This window comes from Devosia sp. Soil_C_22 (genome assembly GCF_057657195.1).
The window spans coordinates 2,423,091-2,439,759 of record NZ_JBDGIY010000001.1 but is presented as its reverse complement, the minus strand read 5'-3'; the positions used below and the strand labels follow the sequence as shown (position 1 = coordinate 2,439,759).

20 protein-coding genes are annotated in these 16,669 nt (G+C 65.9%); 2 read left to right on the top strand and 18 right to left on the bottom strand.

What is annotated here, in order from left to right:
• Positions 1–100 precede the first annotated feature (100 nt).
• Positions 101–634: a GNAT family N-acetyltransferase gene (locus AC3A6I_RS11825; protein WP_487543900.1), complete on the bottom strand. Its 534-nt coding sequence runs from the start codon at positions 632–634 to the stop codon at positions 101–103.
• A gap of 200 nt (positions 635–834) precedes the next feature.
• Here AC3A6I_RS11825 and AC3A6I_RS11820 point away from each other — a divergent pair, with 200 nt between their 5' ends.
• On the top strand, positions 835–1,245 hold the full coding sequence (locus AC3A6I_RS11820) for a hypothetical protein (RefSeq protein WP_487543899.1): 411 nt from the start codon (positions 835–837) through the stop codon (positions 1,243–1,245).
• Positions 1,246–1,418: 173 nt separating this feature from the next.
• Here the strand turns inward: AC3A6I_RS11820 and ureG are convergent, their stop codons facing one another.
• The 8 genes from ureG to ureC form a co-directional block, all read right to left on the bottom strand.
• Complete coding sequence (gene ureG, locus AC3A6I_RS11815; RefSeq protein WP_487543898.1) at positions 1,419–2,051, bottom strand: urease accessory protein UreG; 633 nt, start codon at positions 2,049–2,051, stop codon at positions 1,419–1,421.
• Positions 2,048–2,476: a DUF3995 domain-containing protein gene (locus AC3A6I_RS11810; RefSeq protein ID WP_487543897.1), complete on the bottom strand. Its 429-nt coding sequence runs from the start codon at positions 2,474–2,476 to the stop codon at positions 2,048–2,050. The genes ureG and AC3A6I_RS11810 overlap by 4 nt, the downstream gene beginning before the upstream one ends.
• Positions 2,473–3,276, bottom strand: coding sequence for an urease accessory protein UreF (locus tag AC3A6I_RS11805; protein ID WP_487543896.1), 804 nt, complete (start codon positions 3,274–3,276; stop codon positions 2,473–2,475). Before AC3A6I_RS11805 ends, AC3A6I_RS11810 begins: the two co-directional genes overlap by 4 nt.
• Positions 3,273–3,749 carry an urease accessory protein UreE gene (locus tag AC3A6I_RS11800; RefSeq protein WP_487543895.1) on the bottom strand — a complete coding sequence of 159 codons (477 nt, stop codon included), beginning with the start codon at positions 3,747–3,749 and terminating at the stop codon, positions 3,273–3,275. Before AC3A6I_RS11800 ends, AC3A6I_RS11805 begins: the two co-directional genes overlap by 4 nt.
• Positions 3,750–3,800: 51 nt before the next feature.
• A complete protein-coding gene (locus AC3A6I_RS11795) occupies positions 3,801–4,388 on the bottom strand; it encodes a hypothetical protein (RefSeq protein ID WP_487543894.1) in 588 nt (195 codons plus the stop codon).
• A gap of 7 nt (positions 4,389–4,395) precedes the next feature.
• Positions 4,396–4,734: an MliC family protein gene (locus tag AC3A6I_RS11790; protein ID WP_487543893.1), complete on the bottom strand. Its 339-nt coding sequence runs from the start codon at positions 4,732–4,734 to the stop codon at positions 4,396–4,398.
• Between the two features lie 197 nt (positions 4,735–4,931).
• A complete protein-coding gene (locus tag AC3A6I_RS11785) occupies positions 4,932–5,399 on the bottom strand; it encodes a DUF29 domain-containing protein (RefSeq protein WP_487543892.1) in 468 nt (155 codons plus the stop codon).
• 67 nt (positions 5,400–5,466) lie between these two features.
• A complete protein-coding gene (gene ureC / locus AC3A6I_RS11780) occupies positions 5,467–7,176 on the bottom strand; it encodes an urease subunit alpha (protein ID WP_487543891.1) in 1,710 nt (569 codons plus the stop codon).
• 173 nt (positions 7,177–7,349) lie between these two features.
• Here ureC and AC3A6I_RS11775 point away from each other — a divergent pair, with 173 nt between their 5' ends.
• Entirely contained in the window at positions 7,350–8,177 is an 828-nt protein-coding gene (locus AC3A6I_RS11775) for a c-type cytochrome (protein WP_487543890.1), read from the top strand.
• Between the two features lie 19 nt (positions 8,178–8,196).
• Here the strand turns inward: AC3A6I_RS11775 and AC3A6I_RS11770 are convergent, their stop codons facing one another.
• From AC3A6I_RS11770 to urtA, 9 genes are all read right to left on the bottom strand, one after another.
• Positions 8,197–8,598, bottom strand: coding sequence for a hypothetical protein (locus AC3A6I_RS11770; RefSeq protein WP_487543889.1), 402 nt, complete (start codon positions 8,596–8,598; stop codon positions 8,197–8,199).
• Positions 8,599–8,702: 104 nt separating this feature from the next.
• A complete protein-coding gene (locus AC3A6I_RS11765) occupies positions 8,703–9,014 on the bottom strand; it encodes an urease subunit beta (protein WP_487543888.1) in 312 nt (103 codons plus the stop codon).
• Positions 9,015–9,018: 4 nt separating this feature from the next.
• The gene (locus AC3A6I_RS11760; RefSeq protein ID WP_291390636.1) at positions 9,019–9,321 is read right to left on the bottom strand and encodes an urease subunit gamma; all 303 of its coding nucleotides are present in this window, start codon (positions 9,319–9,321) and stop codon (positions 9,019–9,021) included.
• 211 nt (positions 9,322–9,532) lie between these two features.
• On the bottom strand, positions 9,533–10,345 hold the full coding sequence (locus AC3A6I_RS11755; RefSeq protein WP_487543887.1) for an urease accessory protein UreD: 813 nt from the start codon (positions 10,343–10,345) through the stop codon (positions 9,533–9,535).
• A gap of 184 nt (positions 10,346–10,529) precedes the next feature.
• On the bottom strand, positions 10,530–11,234 hold the full coding sequence (gene urtE, locus AC3A6I_RS11750) for an urea ABC transporter ATP-binding subunit UrtE (RefSeq protein ID WP_487543886.1): 705 nt from the start codon (positions 11,232–11,234) through the stop codon (positions 10,530–10,532).
• A gap of 178 nt (positions 11,235–11,412) precedes the next feature.
• The gene (gene urtD / locus AC3A6I_RS11745) at positions 11,413–12,162 is read right to left on the bottom strand and encodes an urea ABC transporter ATP-binding protein UrtD (protein ID WP_487543885.1); all 750 of its coding nucleotides are present in this window, start codon (positions 12,160–12,162) and stop codon (positions 11,413–11,415) included.
• Complete coding sequence (urtC, locus tag AC3A6I_RS11740) at positions 12,159–13,334, bottom strand: urea ABC transporter permease subunit UrtC (protein ID WP_487543884.1); 1,176 nt, start codon at positions 13,332–13,334, stop codon at positions 12,159–12,161. Before urtC ends, urtD begins: the two co-directional genes overlap by 4 nt.
• 151 nt (positions 13,335–13,485) lie before the next feature.
• Entirely contained in the window at positions 13,486–15,054 is a 1,569-nt protein-coding gene (gene urtB, locus AC3A6I_RS11735) for an urea ABC transporter permease subunit UrtB (protein ID WP_487545018.1), read from the bottom strand.
• Positions 15,055–15,306: 252 nt separating this feature from the next.
• Positions 15,307–16,596 (bottom strand): urea ABC transporter substrate-binding protein, encoded by a 1,290-nt coding sequence (gene urtA, locus AC3A6I_RS11730; protein ID WP_487543883.1) that lies wholly within the window; start codon positions 16,594–16,596, stop codon positions 15,307–15,309.
• Positions 16,597–16,669 lie beyond the last annotated feature (73 nt).

Here is a 16,669-nt window from a genome sequence, read left to right as displayed (position 1 = left end):
AAGGCTTCTCCCCCTAGGCGGGGGAGAAAGCGAAAACTTGGGCTTAGCGCAGCTAAGTCCTTAGTTTTCGCAAGAGAGGGGGTGCGGTGGCGCACCAGCCTCAGTCTTGCGCAAACCCGAACTGCCGATACAGCCGCTGCGCCGTGCCGTTGTAGATATCCACCTTCAACGCGACTTCCTCGGCCCCCCGAGCCCGCAGCGCGGTGATGGCGGTCGATATCAGGGCCGAACCTACCCCACGGTTGCGCCAGCGGACGTCGACCACGAGGTCCTTGATGAAGCTCGAGGTCCAGCACAGGCAGAAGCCGATGACGTCGTCGCCGGCCCTGGCGACGAAGGCGAGGTTGCGGTCGTATTCGCTGTCCGTGACGATGCCACCCCACCAGTCGAGCGCGCGCTCGGGCACGGTGCCGAAGCCGGTGGAATAGGCGGCCCGGAGCAGGGCGTGGACGCGGGTGGCGTCATCGGCCGTGAGCGTGGCGATCCGGACGGCCTCCGGCAGCGCGATGGCGGGGGACGAAAGGCTCAGTGGTCGGCGCAGACGGATGTGGCCGGGGGCGGCCGCGGTGGGCGGTTTGTCGGGCGCCGCAAGCTTACCAAGATTGCTTTCAGTCCATGATTGGAGCGGTTCCAAAAGGCCCGGATTCCGGCTGGTTTCGGGCGAAAACATACCCTTGTTCTTCCGAACATCCGCCGCTCTGCGGGAGCCTGATCCGGCCCGTCGACGCGATGTCACGCCGATGACCGCTCGCTGGAACGCCGCCGGATCAACCGGTGGCGCGACAAAGCAAGATTTGCCCTGCGGCCCAACCCTATCCGTATGGAGATCCTCAAATGCACCTCCCCCTCAAAGCCACTGCTGCGCTCGTCCTCGCTGCGCTGCTCGCCGCTCCGGCGTTCGCCGCGACCGTTGATCCCGCCAAGGAAGTCAACGCAGTCAAGGCCGACGTCGTGCCGGTCGGCACGCTGACGCCGATGATCGGCGAGTGGTCGGCCGGCGACCTCAACTTCCTCGACAAGGCCGCTTCGATCAAGGTGTTCGATACCAAGACGCTGTACAGCCCGGCCGATCTGCAGAAGATCGCCAGCGCCGAGACCAGCCAGATGAAGCAGCTGGGCCGCTTCCGCGAGGCGATCCGCGCCGATGCCGGGCTCGCGGGCTGGTTCAAGGCGCACAATATCGACATCAACCGCGTGGTGGCGGTGAGCGATCCGGACGGGAACCCGCAGGTTTATTTGTATTGATGCAGCGAATGGGCGCCGGCGGCGATCGCCGGCACCCATCCTCCCCTGCGTAGCGGGGGAGGGGGACCAGCGAAGCTGGTGGAGGGGGCGAGGCTGGACTCGGTGCGTGTGGTCGCCCCCTCCACCGCCTTCGGCGGTCCCCCTCCCCCGTAAACGGGGGAGGATAAGGGTGGCTACTCCGCCGCTACCGCCGGCACCAGCCCGCCCATCCGCTCGATGAACCCGATGATCTCGTCGAGATTCTCCCGCCGCAGCAGGTCGGTGAACACGTATGGCCGGCCTTCGCGCACCCGCCGCGTATCCGCGTCCATCACCTCGAGGCTCGCGTTCACGTATTGCGCGATGTCGGTGTGGGTGACGACCAGCAGGTCCGAGCGGGTGATGGCGGGGCCGCCCTTGCGCGGGATCTTTTCGCCCTGGGCCACGGAGATCACGTAGATGGTGATGTCGGCGAGGTCGGGGGAGAAGGTGGCGGCGAGGTTGTCGCCGCCCGACTCGATCAGGATGATGTCGAGATCGGGGAATTTGCGGTTGAGCTCGGCGATGGCGTTGAGGTTCAGCGAGGCGTCCTCGCGGATCGCGGTGTGCGGGCAGCCGCCGGTTTCGACGCCGACGATGCGGTCCTCGGAGATGGCCTGCACTCGGTTGAGGATGAGCGCATCCTCCTTGGTGTAGATGTCGTTGGTGACCACGGCCATCGAGTAGCGCTCGCGCATGGCCTTGAGCAGCATTTCGCACAGCGTGGTCTTGCCGGAGCCGACGGGGCCGCCGATGCCGACGCGGAGGGGGCCGTTGAGCGATTTCATATGAGCCTCATGATGACGAGGAGGAGAAAGCCGGCGCCCAGCGCGAGGCAGAGCGGGGAATAATTCTTGCGGTCGAGCGTGGCGAACGGTTCTTCCGAGAAGCGGGCGCGCCAGCCGGCGGTGTAGCCGATGGCGCCGCGGCCGAGGAAGATTGCCGCGAGGACGACGCCGACCAGCGTCAGCAGCAGGCCGCCGGCGGTGTGATCGGCGAGCGCCAGCGCGAACACGCCAGCGGCGAGGACGACGATGGAAACGACGAGGCTTGCAAGGCGCGGCACGCGGGTGACGCCGGGTCGGCCGATGACGGTGCGCGCCAGCAGTTCCGGATCGCGGATCGGCCAGCGGCTGCCGATGGCCCACAGGAAATGGGCGATCGCCACCGCCAGCAGCACCACGAAAATCAGGGCGGCGACCAACATGCTCATGAGCGGAAAATCCTCGGTTCCAGCGTCTCGTGGCGCATCTGCGCGATATCGGCGGCGTAGGCGATTGCACCGAGATCGGCAAGGGATGCCGTTGCCGCGGACGCAGCGAGGGCCGCGACGCTGGGTTCGAGGGCGGACATGACGGCGAGGCCATCGGTCTGGCCAAGGGGCACGAGACGGACGGCGACCGAGACCTGGCCGTGCACGGTGGCGGTGAGCCAGGCGAGGAGCGTGTCGACGAGGTCGATGTCGTGCGCGGCGGCGATGGCGCCGACAGCGATCGGGTAGGGGCAGGGTTCTGGCAGGCGGACGATGGTCTCGGTGGGCCAGTGCGCGGCGGCGCGGACATAGCTGTCGCCGGTGATGGTGGTCTCGAGCCAGCGCTCGCGGGAGGAGATGAGGGCGAGGGAGAGATCGGCGAGGTCGCGGAGGGCCGTGCCTGTGGCCTCCCCCCTCCCAGCCTCCCCCACAAGGGGGGAGGTGCCCGCTGGTGAGTGGGGCGCGATCTGGTCGAATCCACCAGCCCACACCTCCCCCCTTGTGGGGGAGGCTGGGAGGGGGGAGGCCCCAAACTCGATCTGTCCCCGGCCCGCCCGCCAGGCATGCGCCAGGAGGATCGCGTCCGTCCGGATGCCCCCATGCTCCAACGCCCCGGAAATCCAGCTTTGCAAGCGTTCGGAATCGGTTACGCGACGATCTGCAATTGCCGTCTCAAGTCCGGCCGACCAAGCGAAGGCGCCGACCGGGAAGGCGGGCGACAGCCAGGTGACGAGCTTCTGCAGCGCGGCTGGCGCGGTCATCGGTTGAGCAGGGCGTGCACGGGCTCGCCATGGCTGTGCGAATAGGCGCCTTCCTCGGGGAAGAACGGCTCGGACACGTCGGTGACGCTGGCGCCGAGCCCGCGCAGCATGTCGCGGATGACATGGTCGCGCAGGATGAGGACCCGATCGTTCTCGATCTGGGTTTTCAGGTGCCGGTTGCCCAGGTGCCAGCAGAGCCGCATCAGGTGGATGCGATCCGTACCGCGCACATCGTAGAGCAACTCCTCGCCGGCGACGATTTCGGCGAGGCGACCGTCCTCGAGCTTTAGGGCGGAGTGGCTTTCGAGCGTGATCGGCTCGGGGAAATCGACCAGCACGCTGTCGCCGTGCACCAGCTCGATGCGGCGACGGCGGACGCGACGCTCGTCGTGGGGAAGAATGGCGAGATCGAAGGGGATTTTCCCGAGCTGGCCGGGCGGCACATAGCCGACCGCGCGCAAGGTCTGCGGCATCAATCAATCCAAGTCTGGAGGCTTCCCAACCTTGGCGGGCAGCTTAGCGGCTCAGACGCGCGTGTCAAAGTAGAAGGCGATGGCCCAGGCCTGGTAGGCGAGGTGCAGCAGCACGAAGCCGAGGTGGAAGCGCCGGTTCGGCGTCCAGATCGCGATGGCGGAGAACACCAGCCCGAAGGGAATCTGCGCGATGTAGAGGATGCCCATGGCATCGAAATAGGGCGTCCCCTTGATCAGCGTATCGACGAGGTCGAGCAGGAAGGTCAGCCCGAAGATCGAGAAGAACCAGTGGCGGCGCCTGATGAAGAAATCCTCGTAGCCGTCGTAGTCGTCGAGCCGGTCGGGGAAGAGCAGCGCGGCGAGCGCGAACAGCGTGATGGCGTAGAAGATCAGGAAGGCGAAGGTGCCGAAATTCCAGTGCGGCAGCCCGGTCAGGCCGAATTCCCACCACCAGAACAGGATGAGCTCGATCACCATCGAGACCACCCAGAGCATATGGATGAGCGAGAGCTTCGCCCGGCTGGGATGCTGGATCAGCCCCGCCATGCCCAGCAACAGGCGCGTCAGGCCGAGCCCGACCACCGTGCTCATGACCATGCGGACGTGGACGAACACGTCGTGGGCGGCGGAAGGATCCATCGCAGTCTCAGGGCGTGTTGACCGCCTCGGTGCATTCGACGCCTTGCGGGTCGGCCTGCAGGTCGGTCAGCGTGGCGTCGCTGCCGCGGGTCCAGAACTCATACTGGCCGGCGACATATTTCGCGCCATCGGCAGCGATGACGTTGACGAACACCATCTTGCGGTCGCCCACGGGGACGATGGCGAGAAAGTTGGGCTCGGCGTTGATGAACTCGACCGTGAACGGGTCGAGCCCCTCGCACTGATACTGGTGCGTCGTCTTCTCGAAATCGCCGGTCAGGCTGAGCACGACCTGCGCCGAGACATCGACATTCTGCATCATGGCAGCAGTGGCTAGAGCTTCCATCGGCGCTTCCCTCCATCGCGATGTGCGCGAAGGTTAGCTGATTCTGTGGCGATCAGGCGGCATGGAGGGGGGTCGGCTACGCCGTTGCCGCAGGGCGCCGTCCCTGCCAACCAGAGGATCGGAAGCCAGGCATGGTCACCGATCGGGAACGCGCCCCGCCGACCACGCGCAGATCTCACTTGTGTGTTGCGGGACGCCTAGAGTTCGCCGGCGGGACCGGGGAGGAAGTTCGGATCCAAGATCTGCTCTACCGTGTAGGGGCAAGTCTCGGGGAAGGCAGCTTCGGGAAGCCGTGTCTGGGTGATCGCCTCATTCCGACCGATAATGTAGCTGCCGCGCAGTGACTCGGCGGGGTAGCTCCTGAGGCTGGGGCTCCTCTTCAGGACGCGGGCCAGCCGGATACGCTGCTCATCGATACTCCACTTCCAGCCATACTTTCGCTTGGCAGGCTGGAATTCCCACTTCAGAAGATGCGCTATCAAGACCTCCAGGCGACTGTCGATCTGATGTTCCTCAGAGCGCCCCAAGCTCTCAATCTCCTCGGCGACGTTTTCCAGGTCGATGCGGTCGAGCTTGTGAGCGCGGATAAGCGCGCCCTGCTCGGCTGCCCAGAGCGCGAAGTCGTCATCAATCGACGTCAGCGTCTTGAGATCGATCTTGTTCATGGCCGGCAGAGTACCAAACCGTCGTCGGTTTTAAAACCGATCGTGGATCGGCTGTGCCTCGTCGACCTCAGAACAGGAAATAGCGCTGCGCCATCGGCAGCACCGTGGCCGGCTCGCAGGTCAGCAACTCGCCGTCGGCCCGCACCTCGTAGGTTTCGGGGTCGACTTCCAGCTTGGGCATGGCCGAGTTGTGGATCATCGAGGCCTTGGTGATGCCGCCGCGGGTGTTTTCGACCGGCAGCATGCCCTTGTCGACGCCGAGCCGGCCCTGCAGGCCGCTGTCATAGGCCGCCTGGCTGACGAAGGTCACCGTCGACGAGGTCCTGAGCTTGCCGTGGGTGGCGAACATCGGGCGGTAGTGCATGGGCTGCGGGGTGGGGATGGAGGCGTTGGGGTCGCCCATCGGGGCGGCCGCGATCGAGCCACCGAGCAGCACCATTTCGGGCTTCACGCCGAAGAACGCGGGGCTCCACAGCACCATGTCGGCGCGCTTGCCCACCTCGATCGAGCCGATGTGGCGGCTCATGCCCTGCGCGATGGCGGGGTTGATGGTGTATTTGGCGATGTAGCGCTTCACGCGGAAATTGTCGTTGTTGCCGGTTTCCTCGGGCAGGGCCCCGCGCTGCCGCTTCATCTTGTCGGCGGTCTGCCAGGTGCGGATGATCACTTCGCCGACGCGGCCCATGGCCTGGCTGTCGGACGAGAACATCGAAAAGCAGCCGATATCGTGGAGGATGTCCTCGGCGGCGATGGTCTCCTTGCGGATGCGGCTCTCGGCGAACGCGACATCCTCGGCGATCGACGGCGACAGGTGGTGGCAGACCATCAGCATGTCGAGATGCTCGGCCAGCGTGTTAACCGTGTAGGGCCGGGTCGGGTTGGTGGACGACGGCAGCACGTTGGGTAGGCTCGCTACCTTGATGATGTCGGGCGCGTGGCCGCCGCCAGCGCCCTCGGTGTGGAAGGCGTGGATGGTGCGGCCCTTGAAGGCGCGTACGGTGTCCTCGACGAAACCGGATTCGTTGAGCGTGTCGGTGTGGATCATCACCTGCACGTCATAGGCGTCGGCGACGGCCAGGCAGTTGTCGATGGCGGCGGGCGTCGTGCCCCAGTCCTCGTGCAGCTTCAGCGAACTCACGCCGGCGAGGATCATTTCCTCGAGCGGGGCGGGGAGCGCGGCATTGCCCTTGCCGGCGATGCCGAGATTCATCGGGAAGGCATCGAAGCTCTCGATCATGCGCTGCGCATGCCAGGCGCCGGTGCAGGTGGTGGCGAGCGTGCCATGCGCCGGGCCGGTACCGCCGCCGACCATGGTGGTCATGCCGGCCATCAGCGCTTCCTCGATCTGCTGCGGCGCGATGAAGTGGATGTGGCTGTCCATGCCGCCGGCGGTGAGGATCTTGCCTTCGCCGGCGATGATCTCGGTGGAGGGCCCGATGATGACGTCGACGCCCGGCTGAGTGTCCGGATTGCCGGCCTTGCCGATGGCGTGGATGCGGCCGTCGCGCAGGCCGACATCGGCCTTGTAGATGCCGGTATGGTCCACGATCAGCGCGTTGGTGATCACCGTGTCCATGGCGCCCGCCGCGCGGGTGATCTGGCTCTGGCCCATGCCGTCGCGGATCACCTTGCCGCCGCCGAACTTCACCTCCTCCCCATAGGTGGTGAGGTCGCGTTCGACTTCGATGAACAGCTCGGTATCGGCGAGGCGGACCTTGTCGCCGGTGGTCGGCCCATACATCTGGGCATAGGTCGAGCGGGAGATGCGAGCCGGCATGGAGAGTCCTCTGGGCGAAGCAGTTCCTCCCATTTCAATCGCCTAAGATTGAGGCTGTCCAGCGGGTTGCCGAGAAAATCGGCATCTCAAACTTGAGTAGTAGAAACAAATTTCTGGCTGGCTCGCGTCGAGCTATGTCTCCGGCATGCGGTTGGGCGCATTGAGGGATTTTCATGAATCGGTTGCTGATGATTGCCGCGCTCGCGGCAGGTGGTCTCGTCGCGGGTAGCGCTTACGCGGCGCCTTCGGTGGAACGGGGCGACTACCTTGTGAATTCCATCGCCGCCTGCGGCAGCTGCCATACGCCGATGGGTCCGCAGGGCTTCATCGCCGAGCAGGAACTGGGCGGGCGCGTCGTCGAGGAGACACCGGCCTTTACGGCGATCGCTCCCAACATCACGCCGGCCGGGCGGGTGAAGGACTGGAGCGACGCGGAGCTCGCCAAGGCGATCCGCGAGGGCATCCGTCCCGATGGCTCGGTGATCGGCATGCCGATGCCGTTCGAGGTCTACAAGGGCCTGTCGGACACCGATCTTGCCTCGATCGTGATGTACCTGCGCACCGTGCCGGCGGTGGAGAACGACCCGGGCACCTCGGTCTACAACATTCCGCTGCCACCGGCCTGGGGACCGCCGGTCGAGCATGTCGCCGACGTGCCGGAAGGCGTGACGGTGGAATATGGCGAATACCTCGCCGGGCCGGTCGGCCACTGCGTGGTCTGCCATTCGACCTTCGGGCCGCAGGGGCCGATGCTGGATACGGCGCTGGGCGCGGGCGGGCAGGAATTCCACGGGCCGTGGGGCACCTCGGTCGCCGCCAACATCACCCCGACCGGGCTATCGAAATACACCGACGAGCAGCTGGCGGCGATCATCACCACGGGTACGCGGCCGGATGGGACGACGCTGATGCCGCCGATGTCGATCGGTCATTATGCGAAGATGAAGCCGGATGACGTGCAGGCGGTGATCGTCTACCTGCGCTCGCTGCCGGCGAAATGAGGTGATGCCGGAGCCGCCGTCAGCCGGCGGCCCGGCTCATCGCCGCGGCCTTGCGATAGGCGGTGGTGTAAAAGCCGATCAGCCGGTCGAGTACGCGCACGCCCTTTTGCAGCATCGGATCCTTGTAGCGCGCGCCGACCACGGACATGGCCAGCACCTGGATGGCATAGGCCTGCTTCTGCTTGCCCTCGGCGTAGAGCGCATTGCCGCTCTTCTGGAAGTCGGCGAGCAGGATCTGGGTGTGGGCGGGCTGCAGGGCGGCCTTGTAGCTGCGCCAGTCCTTGGCGCCGGCCTTGTCGATCAGGCGGGCGGCGAGGCTGCCGAGCCGGAACATCGCCTCCGGATCGGCTTTGTGGCCATTGCGCAAATCCTGCATCATGGCGCCGAAGCGCTGCTTGAAATCGTCTTCCTTGGTCGGCATGGCCATTCCGTTCGTGAACGGCCCTCTCTAGCCCAAAGCATCGGCCTTGCCAAAGCCTCGCAGGCGCATTCCACCGCGCGGTGGCGTGCGGGTGACACCGGCAGCTAGAGCTTGCCCATCACCTTGCCCTGGAAGCCATAGACCTCGCGCTTGCCCGAGAGCGGCACGAGCTTCACCTCGCGGGTCTGGCCGGGTTCGAAGCGGACAGCGGTGCCGGCGGCGATGTCGAGGCGGAGGCCGCGCGCGGCTTCGCGGTCGAAGCTCAGGCCAGCATTGGTCTCGTAGAAATGGTAGTGCGAGCCGACCTGGATGGGCCTGTCGCCGGTATTAGACACCTCGATGGTGATCTGTGGCGCGCCGGCATTGAGCTCGATTTCGCCGGGGACGGTGATGATTTCGCCGGGAATGAAGGCCATGGGATCACCTGATCGGTTCGTGGACGGTGACGAGTTTGGTCCCGTCGGGAAAAGTGGCTTCGACCTGCACGTCGTGGATCATCTCGGCGATGCCGTCCATGACCTGCGCGCGGGTCACCACATGGGCGCCGGCTTCCATCAGGTCGGCGACGGAGCGGCCGTCGCGGGCGCCTTCGACGACATAGTCGGTGATCAGCGCGATGGCCTCGGGATGATTCAGCTTCACGCCGCGCTCGAGGCGTTTTCTGGCGACGATCGCGGCCATGGAGATCAGCAGCTTGTCTTTTTCGCGAGGCGTCAGGTTCATGCGGGCGTTCCTGCGGGAGTGTCGTTCGTGGGGCACTGGATCCCCGCCTGCGGGGGGATGACGGCAATGGATGGGGCGATGACAGGTGCCACCTCCACGGTGTCATTCCCGCGAAAGCGGGAATCCATCTCGCCGCCCGCGCGGGCCGAGAGATGGATCCCGGCCTGCGCCGGGATGACGTCGGTGGAGAAGGAGGCCATTGGTCCCATCATTACAAATGCCAGAGGCGGGGCAGGGCGCCCGCGCCGGAGAGATCGGCAATTATTGGCGTGATGATCCGGCGCAGCGCAAGCCCGGATGGCGCCATGGCTCGGATGACGAGACGCTCGCCGATGACGGAGGCGCCGGCCTCGCCCCCGAGCTTTTCGCGGACGCGGTCGAGCTTCAGTTCGGCATCGGCGCCGACATAGAGGAGCGTCGCGAAGGCGTTGGCGCCGGCGAGCAAAGCGAGGTTTTCGCGCTCGGCATCCGTGCCGGTGAGGCGGGTGGCTTCGGCATGCATGAGGCGGCCATTGCGGCGGATGCGCCAGTTGTCGGTGAGCCGCGCGCTGCGGGCGGCTTCGCCCATGGCTTCGCGGCCGAGGAGGATCGCTTCGATGGCGAAAAGGCTCGCGTCCGGCGCCAGGTCGATCTCGAGGCTGCGGTTGAGGCGGGCGCCCTCGAACAGGATGGTTTCCTGCGGCAGCCAGTCGAGATGGGCCCCGGCGCCGACCTCGATGCGGGTGCGTACCGTCGCGTCGTCGCCGAGCGAGCGGTAGACGCGTTCGCAAGCCTGCGTGGTCAGCACCATGCGCGCGCCGGGCGCGGCGTTGACCTGCCACGAAACGTCGTCGCCGCCGGTGAGGCCGCCGGCGGTGTTGATCAGCACAGCCTGCAGGCTCGGGTCATGCGTGTGCGGCAGGCGAATCTTGGCGCAGCCCTCCTGGTAGAGGGTGGTGAGCCGGGTCCGGCCGTCGAGCACCTGCGTGGCGATGCGGCCGGTGCCGCGCGCGCGCTGGTGATTGGGGAGGGGGAGGGCGGTCATGCGGCCGACACCGAGCGGGAAGAACACCCCCCACCCTGTCCCTCCCCCGCAAGGGGGGAGGTGACCTGCGCTCGCAAGTTTTCGTATCGCACCAATGTGGATGTGAGCGTCTCCCTCCCCCTTGCGGGGAGGGGACAGGGGTGGGGGTATGTTTCCCGCACCGGACTATCCAGAGGCGCCACCGTCACACCATCAAATGCCGGCGCACTTCCGGCAAGTCGAGATCGGCCGCAGGGCCGGAATGCATGATTTCACCGCGATCCATGATGTAGATGTCGTCGGCGATCTCGCGGCAGAAGTCCAGATACTGTTCGACGAGCAGAATGGTCATCTGCTTTTCGTCGCGCAGGAACTGCAGGGCGCGGCCAATGTCCTTGATGATCGAGGGCTGGATGCCCTCGGTCGGCTCGTCCAGCACCAGCACTTTCGGGCGCGTCACCAGCGCGCGGCCGATGGCGAGCTGCTGCTGCTGGCCGCCGGACAGGTCGCCGCCGCGTCGCCCGAGCATCGACTTGAGGATCGGGAACAGCGCGAAAATATAGGTCGGAACGTTCCGGTCGGCGGGCTTCAGGCCGGCATAACCGGTCTCGAGATTTTCCTTCACCGTCAGCAGCGGGAAGATTTCGCGGCCCTGCGGCACGTAGCCCAACCCCATGCGGGCGCGCTTGTAGGGCGGGGCTTTTTTCAGCACTTCGTCGCCGAAGGTGATCTCGCCGGCCGACACATTGTTGATGCCGGTGATGGCGCGCAGGGTCGAGCTCTTGCCGACCCCGTTGCGGCCGAGCACGGCGGTGATGCGGCTCGGCTTGCACTCGATGGTGATGCCGCGCAGCGCCTGCGCCGCGCCGTAATGGAGGTCGATGGAACGGATGGCGAGGGGGGTGCTCATGGGCGCTGGTCTCTCGGTTTGTGATCCTCCCCTGCGTAGCGGGGGAGGGGGACCGCCGAAGGCGGTGGAGGGGGCGACGGGAAGCGCCGGTACTTGTGGTCGCCCCCTCTACCAGCTTCGCTGGTCCCCCTCCCCCGTGTACACGGGGGAGGATCACCGAGAGTGCGGTGTTCTGCCCTCATCGTCCCAGATACCTTTCGATCACCACCGGATTGGCGCTCACCTGGTCGAGCGTGCCTTCGGCCAGCACGGAGCCCTCCGCGAGGCAGGTGACGCGGGTGCCCAGTTCGCGCACGAAGCTCATGTCGTGCTCGACCACCACCACCGAGTGCTTCTGGGCGATCTGCTTGAGCAGCTTCGCCGTCTCGACCGTCTCGGCGTCGGTCATGCCGGCGACCGGTTCGTCGACCAGCAGCAGCTTCGGATCCTGCGCCAGCAGCATGCCGATCTCGAGCCACTGCTTCTGGCCGTGGCTGAGGTCAGCCGCGAGCTCGTCCTTGCGACCGATCAGGCGGACCGTCTCGAGGATTTCGGTGATGCGGGCGTGGTCCTCGGCGCTCTGGCTGTAGGTGAGGGCAGCGAAGACGCCGCGCGGCTTTTTCAGCGAGAGGACGAGATTGTCCCACACTGTGTGGCTCTCGAACACCGTCGGCTTCTGGAATTTACGGCCGATGCCGAGATTGGCGATCTGCGCCTCGTCGAGCTTGGTCAGGTCGGTGCGGCCGTCGAAATAGACCTCGCCGTCATCGGGGCGGGTCTTGCCGGTGATGATGTCCATCATCGTGGTCTTGCCGGCGCCGTTGGGGCCGATGATCGCCAGCATCTCGTTGGGATGGACGATGATCGACAGGGCGTTCAGGGCGCGAAAGCCGTCGAAGCTGACGGAGACGCCGTTGAGATAGAGCATGGTGTCGGCTTTGTCGGTCATTCGGCCGGCTCCGGATGGGTCTTGGCCTGGGGCAGGGTGGCGGGGTCTTCATCGGCCTCGGCGGCGGACGAGGCTTCCTTGCCCTTGCGGGTGCGCAGCTTGGCGAACAGCCCGACAATGCCCTTGGGCAGGAACAGGGTGACCACGACGAACAGGCCACCGAGCGCGAACAGCCAGTATTCGGGCAGGGCGCCGGTGAAGTAGGACTTGCCCAGGTTGACCAGCACCGCGCCGATGATCGGCCCGACAATGGTGCCGCGCCCGCCAACCGCGACCCAGATCACCGCCTCGATCGAGTTCTCGGGCGCGAACTCGCCCGGGTTGATGATGCCGACCTGCGGCACGTAGAGCGCGCCGGCAATGCCGGCCATCACGGCCGAAACGGTGAAGGCGAACAGCTTCACGTTCTCCGGCCGCCAGCCGAGGAAGCGGGTGCGGCTCTCGGCGTCGCGCACGGCGACCATCACCTTGCCGAGCTTGCTGTTCACGATCATTGAGCAGACGAACACCGAGAGCGCGAGGAATAGCGCCGACAACGCGAACAGGGTGGCGCGGGTCGCCGGCGCCTGGATGTTGAAGCCGAGGATGTCCTTGAAGTCGGTCAGCCCGTTATTGCCGCCGAAGCCGAAATCGTTGCGGAAGAAGGCGAGCAGCAGGGCGAAGGTCATCGCCTGGGTGATGATCGAGAGATAAACGCCGGTTACGCGGCTGCGGAACGCGAGGTAGCCGAAGACGAAGGCGAGCAGCCCCGGTACGACGATCACCATCAGCATGGCGAACCAGAACATGTCGAAGCCGAACCAGTACCAGGGTAGTTCCTTCCAGTTCAGGAACACCATGAAATCGGGCAGGATCGGGTTGGCATAGACGCCACGGCTGCCGATCTGGCGCATCAGGTACATGCCCATGGCGTAGCCGCCGAGCGCGAAGAAGGCGCCATGGCCGAGCGACAGGATGCCGACATAGCCCCAGACGAGGTCGAGCGCGAGCGCCAGCATGGCGTAGCAGAGATACTTGCCGAACAGGGTCACGGCGTAGCCGGGGACGTGTCCGAACTGACCGGGCGGCACCAGCAGGTTCAGCGCCGGCACGGCAATGGCGATGGCGACGAGGATGGCGACGAGCCAGATGGCCTTGCGGTCGAGCGCGCGGAAGAGGAGCTGGGTGATCATTGATGGGACGCTCCGGGCTGGCGCTCCCCTCCCCCTTGCGGGGAGGGGCTGGGGGTGGGGGTAGTCCGGGGATCGCCGATGGACCCCCACCCTCGTTCCCTCCCCGCAAGGGGGAGGGAGGCGACGACGGCCCTATTTGCGAATGCCATCATCACTGCTCCACCGCCCGACCCTTCAGCGCGAACAGCCCTCTCGGCCGCCGCTGGATGAACAGGATGATGAGGATCAGGATGATGATCTTGGCCACCACCGCCCCCGCATAAGGCTCGAGGAACTTGTTGGCGACGCCGATGGAGAGGGCCCCCACCAGCGTGCCCCAGAGGTTGCCGACGCCGCCGAACACCACGACCATGAAACTGTCGATGATGTAGTTTTGGCCCAGGTTCGGCGAGACATTGTCGATCTGGCTCAGCGCCACACCGGCGAGACCGGCAATGCCCGAGCCGAGGCCGAAGGTCATGGCGTCGACGAAGGGGGTGCGGATGCCCATGGCGCTGGCCATGCGGCGGTTGGAGGTCACAGCCCGCATCTGGAGGCCGAGCGGGGTGCGGTTGAGCACGGCGAGCAGCGCCAGGAACACCGCGATGGCGAAGATCACGATCCAGAAGCGATTCCAGGTGATCGACAGGCCGCCGAGGTCGAAGCTGCCGGACATCCAGCTGGGGTTCGCGACTTCCTTGTTGGTCGGTCCGTAGATGGTGCGGATGGCCTGCTGGATGATGAGGCTGAGGCCCCAGGTGGCGAGCAGGGTTTCGAGCGCGCGGCCATAGAGCCAGCGGATGATACCGCGCTCGATGGCGATGCCGACCAGCGCGGTGACGAGGAAGGCGAGCGGCAGCGCGATGGCGAGCGAATAGTCGAGCATGCCGGGGAAACTGCGCCGGATGATCTCCTGCACGGTGAAGGTGGTGTAGGCGCCCAGCATCACCATCTCGCCATGCGCCATGTTGATGACGCCCATCACGCCGAAGGTGATGGCGAGGCCGATGGCGGCGAGCAGCAGCACCGAGCCCAATGAGATGCCGTACCAGACGTTCTGGGCGATGCCCCAGGCCTGCTGGGTCTGGTTCAGCGAGTCGATCGCCGCCTGGATGGTGGGCTGCAGTTCCGGCGGCGAGGTGGCGAGGATGCCCGACAGCAGGGTGATGGAGTCGCGGCCACCCCGAGCCTTCACCGCCTCGACGGCGGCAGTCTTTTCCTCGAGCGAGGCGTCGGTCTTGAGAATGATGGCGGCGCGGGCGCTCTCCATCACGGCCTTGACCTGCGGATCGGCCTCGGCGGCGATGGCGGTGGTCAGGAGTTCGAGATTGTCCGGGTTGGCGTCGCGCAACACCGACTGCGCGGCACTGAGGCGGGTGGCGCGGTCGTCGCTCATCAGCGTCATCTGGCCGATGATGGTCCGCAGCCCACGGCGCAGGCCATTGTTGACGCGCACCTTCTCCATGTCGGCTTCGGCGGCGCCGGCAAAGGCCGCGCCGGTGACCGGGTCGATGGCATCGGCGCCTTCGCCGAGCAGGACCTTGCTGGTGGCTTCGATCACATACAGCTCGCCGTCGAGCAGGGTCTGCAGCACCGGCACGGCGCGCGGATCGCCGGTGGCGGCCAGCGCCGAGGCGGCCGCTTCGCGATCACGGAAATTGCCGGGCGCGAGGGCGTCGACGAGCGGGGCGAAGGTGGCGTCGTCGACCTGGGCGAGGGCGGGGGTGAGCGGGAAGAGCAGGGCGAGGAGCGTGAGGACCGCGAGTATCCAGCGTGTCGCCACCCCCCTCCCAACCTCCCCCACAAGGGGGGAGGTGTGAGCCGGTGCGTTTGGCGCGATCGCGCCATTCACACAGTTCGGCACCTCCCCCCTTGTGGGGGAGGTTGGGAGGGGGGAGGCCACAAGCCCGATCTGACCGTAGTTCACCGCAATGCCCCGAAAAATGGAAAAGAGGCGAGGGCGCTGGCGCCCTCGCCGGGAACCGCCGGGCGATTACATCGCGCCGCAGGTCTTGGTCTCGGTGTTGTAGTTGCCGCACTTGAGGTCGACCCAGTCGGCTTCCAGCACCTTGGATTCGGGCAGGAAGTCGGTCCAGGCGTCGCCGGGGACTTCACCGTCGGTCTCCCACACCACGTCGAACTGGCCGTCGGCCTGGATTTCGCCGATGAGGACGGGCTTGGTGATGTGATGGTTGGCAAGCATCTTGGCGACGCCACCGGTCAGGTTCGGCGTCTCGAGGCCGATAATGGCGTCGAGCACGGCGTCGGTGTCGGTGGTGCCGGCCTTCTCGACGGCCTGGACCCAGAGGTTGAAGCCGATCACGTGGGCTTCCATCGGGTCGTTGGTCACGCGCTCGGGATTGCCGATGAAGGCGCGCCACTTCTCGATGAACTCGGCATTGGCCGGTGTATCGACCGACTGGAAGTAGTTCCAGGCGGCGAGGTGGCCGACGAGCGGAGCGGTATCGAAGCCGGCGAGTTCTTCTTCACCCACCGAGAAGGCGACGACCGGGATGTCCTCGGCCGAAATGCCCTGGTTGGCGAGTTCCTTGTAGAACGGCACGTTGGCGTCGCCGTTGATGGTCGAGACCACGGCGGTCTTCTTGCCGGCCGAGCCGAAAGCCTTGATGTCGGAGACGATGGTCTGCCAGTCCGAGTGACCGAACGGGGTGTAGTTGATCATGATGTCTTCGGCAGCGACACCCTTGTCCTTGAGATACTGCTCGAGGATCTTGTTGGTGGTCTGCGGATAGACGTAGTCGGTGCCGGCGAGCACCCAGCGCTCGACGCCTTCTTCGTTCATCAGGTAGTCGACGGCCGGGATGGCCTGCTGGTTCGGCGCGGCGCCGGTGTAGAACACGTTGCGCTCGGACTCTTCACCCTCGTACTGCACGGGGTAGAACAGGATCGAGTTCAGCTCCTTGAACACCGGGAGCACGGACTTGCGCGACACCGAGGTCCAGCAGCCGAACACGGCGGCGACCTTGTTCACTTCGATCAGCTCGCGGGCCTTTTCGGCGAACAGCGGCCAGTCCGAAGCGGGGTCGACGACCACGGCTTCCAGCTTCTTGCCAAGCAGACCGCCCTTCTTGTTCTGCTCGTCGATGAGGAACAGCATCGTGTCCTTCAGCGTCGTCTCCGAGATCGCCATCGTGCCCGACAGCGAGTGCAGGATGCCGACCTTGATGGTGTCGTCCTGCGCGAAGGCCGGCACGATGGACGCGGCCATCGACCCGGCCAACGCAGCGGCGAGCATCACGCCGCGTGCGAATTTCATTGTCATCTGTTTGATCCCTCACAGGTACCCAATGCCCACGGCCCCCGATATTTGGCGCAGGTCACAGGAGGGCAGCGTG

What these genes read in the sequence shown, in the direction of transcription:
- AC3A6I_RS11785 (WP_487543892.1), bottom strand. Translation starts at nt 5,399, where the DNA reads ATGAACAAGATCGATCTCAAGACGCTGACGTCGATTGATGACGACTTC.
- AC3A6I_RS11770 (WP_487543889.1), bottom strand. Translation starts at nt 8,598, where the DNA reads ATGCCGACCAAGGAAGACGATTTCAAGCAGCGCTTCGGCGCCATGATG.
- AC3A6I_RS11790 (WP_487543893.1), bottom strand. Translation starts at nt 4,734, where the DNA reads ATGGAAGCTCTAGCCACTGCTGCCATGATGCAGAATGTCGATGTCTCG.
- AC3A6I_RS11820 (WP_487543899.1), top strand. Translation starts at nt 835, where the DNA reads ATGCACCTCCCCCTCAAAGCCACTGCTGCGCTCGTCCTCGCTGCGCTG.
- urtE (WP_487543886.1), bottom strand. Translation starts at nt 11,234, where the DNA reads ATGAGCACCCCCCTCGCCATCCGTTCCATCGACCTCCATTACGGCGCG.
- urtA (WP_487543883.1), bottom strand. Translation starts at nt 16,596, where the DNA reads ATGACAATGAAATTCGCACGCGGCGTGATGCTCGCCGCTGCGTTGGCC.
- AC3A6I_RS11775 (WP_487543890.1), top strand. Translation starts at nt 7,350, where the DNA reads ATGAATCGGTTGCTGATGATTGCCGCGCTCGCGGCAGGTGGTCTCGTC.
- AC3A6I_RS11810 (WP_487543897.1), bottom strand. Translation starts at nt 2,476, where the DNA reads ATGAGCATGTTGGTCGCCGCCCTGATTTTCGTGGTGCTGCTGGCGGTG.
- AC3A6I_RS11765 (WP_487543888.1), bottom strand. Translation starts at nt 9,014, where the DNA reads ATGGCCTTCATTCCCGGCGAAATCATCACCGTCCCCGGCGAAATCGAG.
- AC3A6I_RS11755 (WP_487543887.1), bottom strand. Translation starts at nt 10,345, where the DNA reads ATGACCGCCCTCCCCCTCCCCAATCACCAGCGCGCGCGCGGCACCGGC.
- AC3A6I_RS11800 (WP_487543895.1), bottom strand. Translation starts at nt 3,749, where the DNA reads ATGCCGCAGACCTTGCGCGCGGTCGGCTATGTGCCGCCCGGCCAGCTC.
- AC3A6I_RS11760 (WP_291390636.1), bottom strand. Translation starts at nt 9,321, where the DNA reads ATGAACCTGACGCCTCGCGAAAAAGACAAGCTGCTGATCTCCATGGCC.
- urtC (WP_487543884.1), bottom strand. Translation starts at nt 13,334, where the DNA reads ATGATCACCCAGCTCCTCTTCCGCGCGCTCGACCGCAAGGCCATCTGG.
- ureG (WP_487543898.1), bottom strand. Translation starts at nt 2,051, where the DNA reads ATGAAATCGCTCAACGGCCCCCTCCGCGTCGGCATCGGCGGCCCCGTC.
- ureC (WP_487543891.1), bottom strand. Translation starts at nt 7,176, where the DNA reads ATGCCGGCTCGCATCTCCCGCTCGACCTATGCCCAGATGTATGGGCCG.
- urtD (WP_487543885.1), bottom strand. Translation starts at nt 12,162, where the DNA reads ATGACCGACAAAGCCGACACCATGCTCTATCTCAACGGCGTCTCCGTC.
- AC3A6I_RS11795 (WP_487543894.1), bottom strand. Translation starts at nt 4,388, where the DNA reads ATGGATCCTTCCGCCGCCCACGACGTGTTCGTCCACGTCCGCATGGTC.
- AC3A6I_RS11805 (WP_487543896.1), bottom strand. Translation starts at nt 3,276, where the DNA reads ATGACCGCGCCAGCCGCGCTGCAGAAGCTCGTCACCTGGCTGTCGCCC.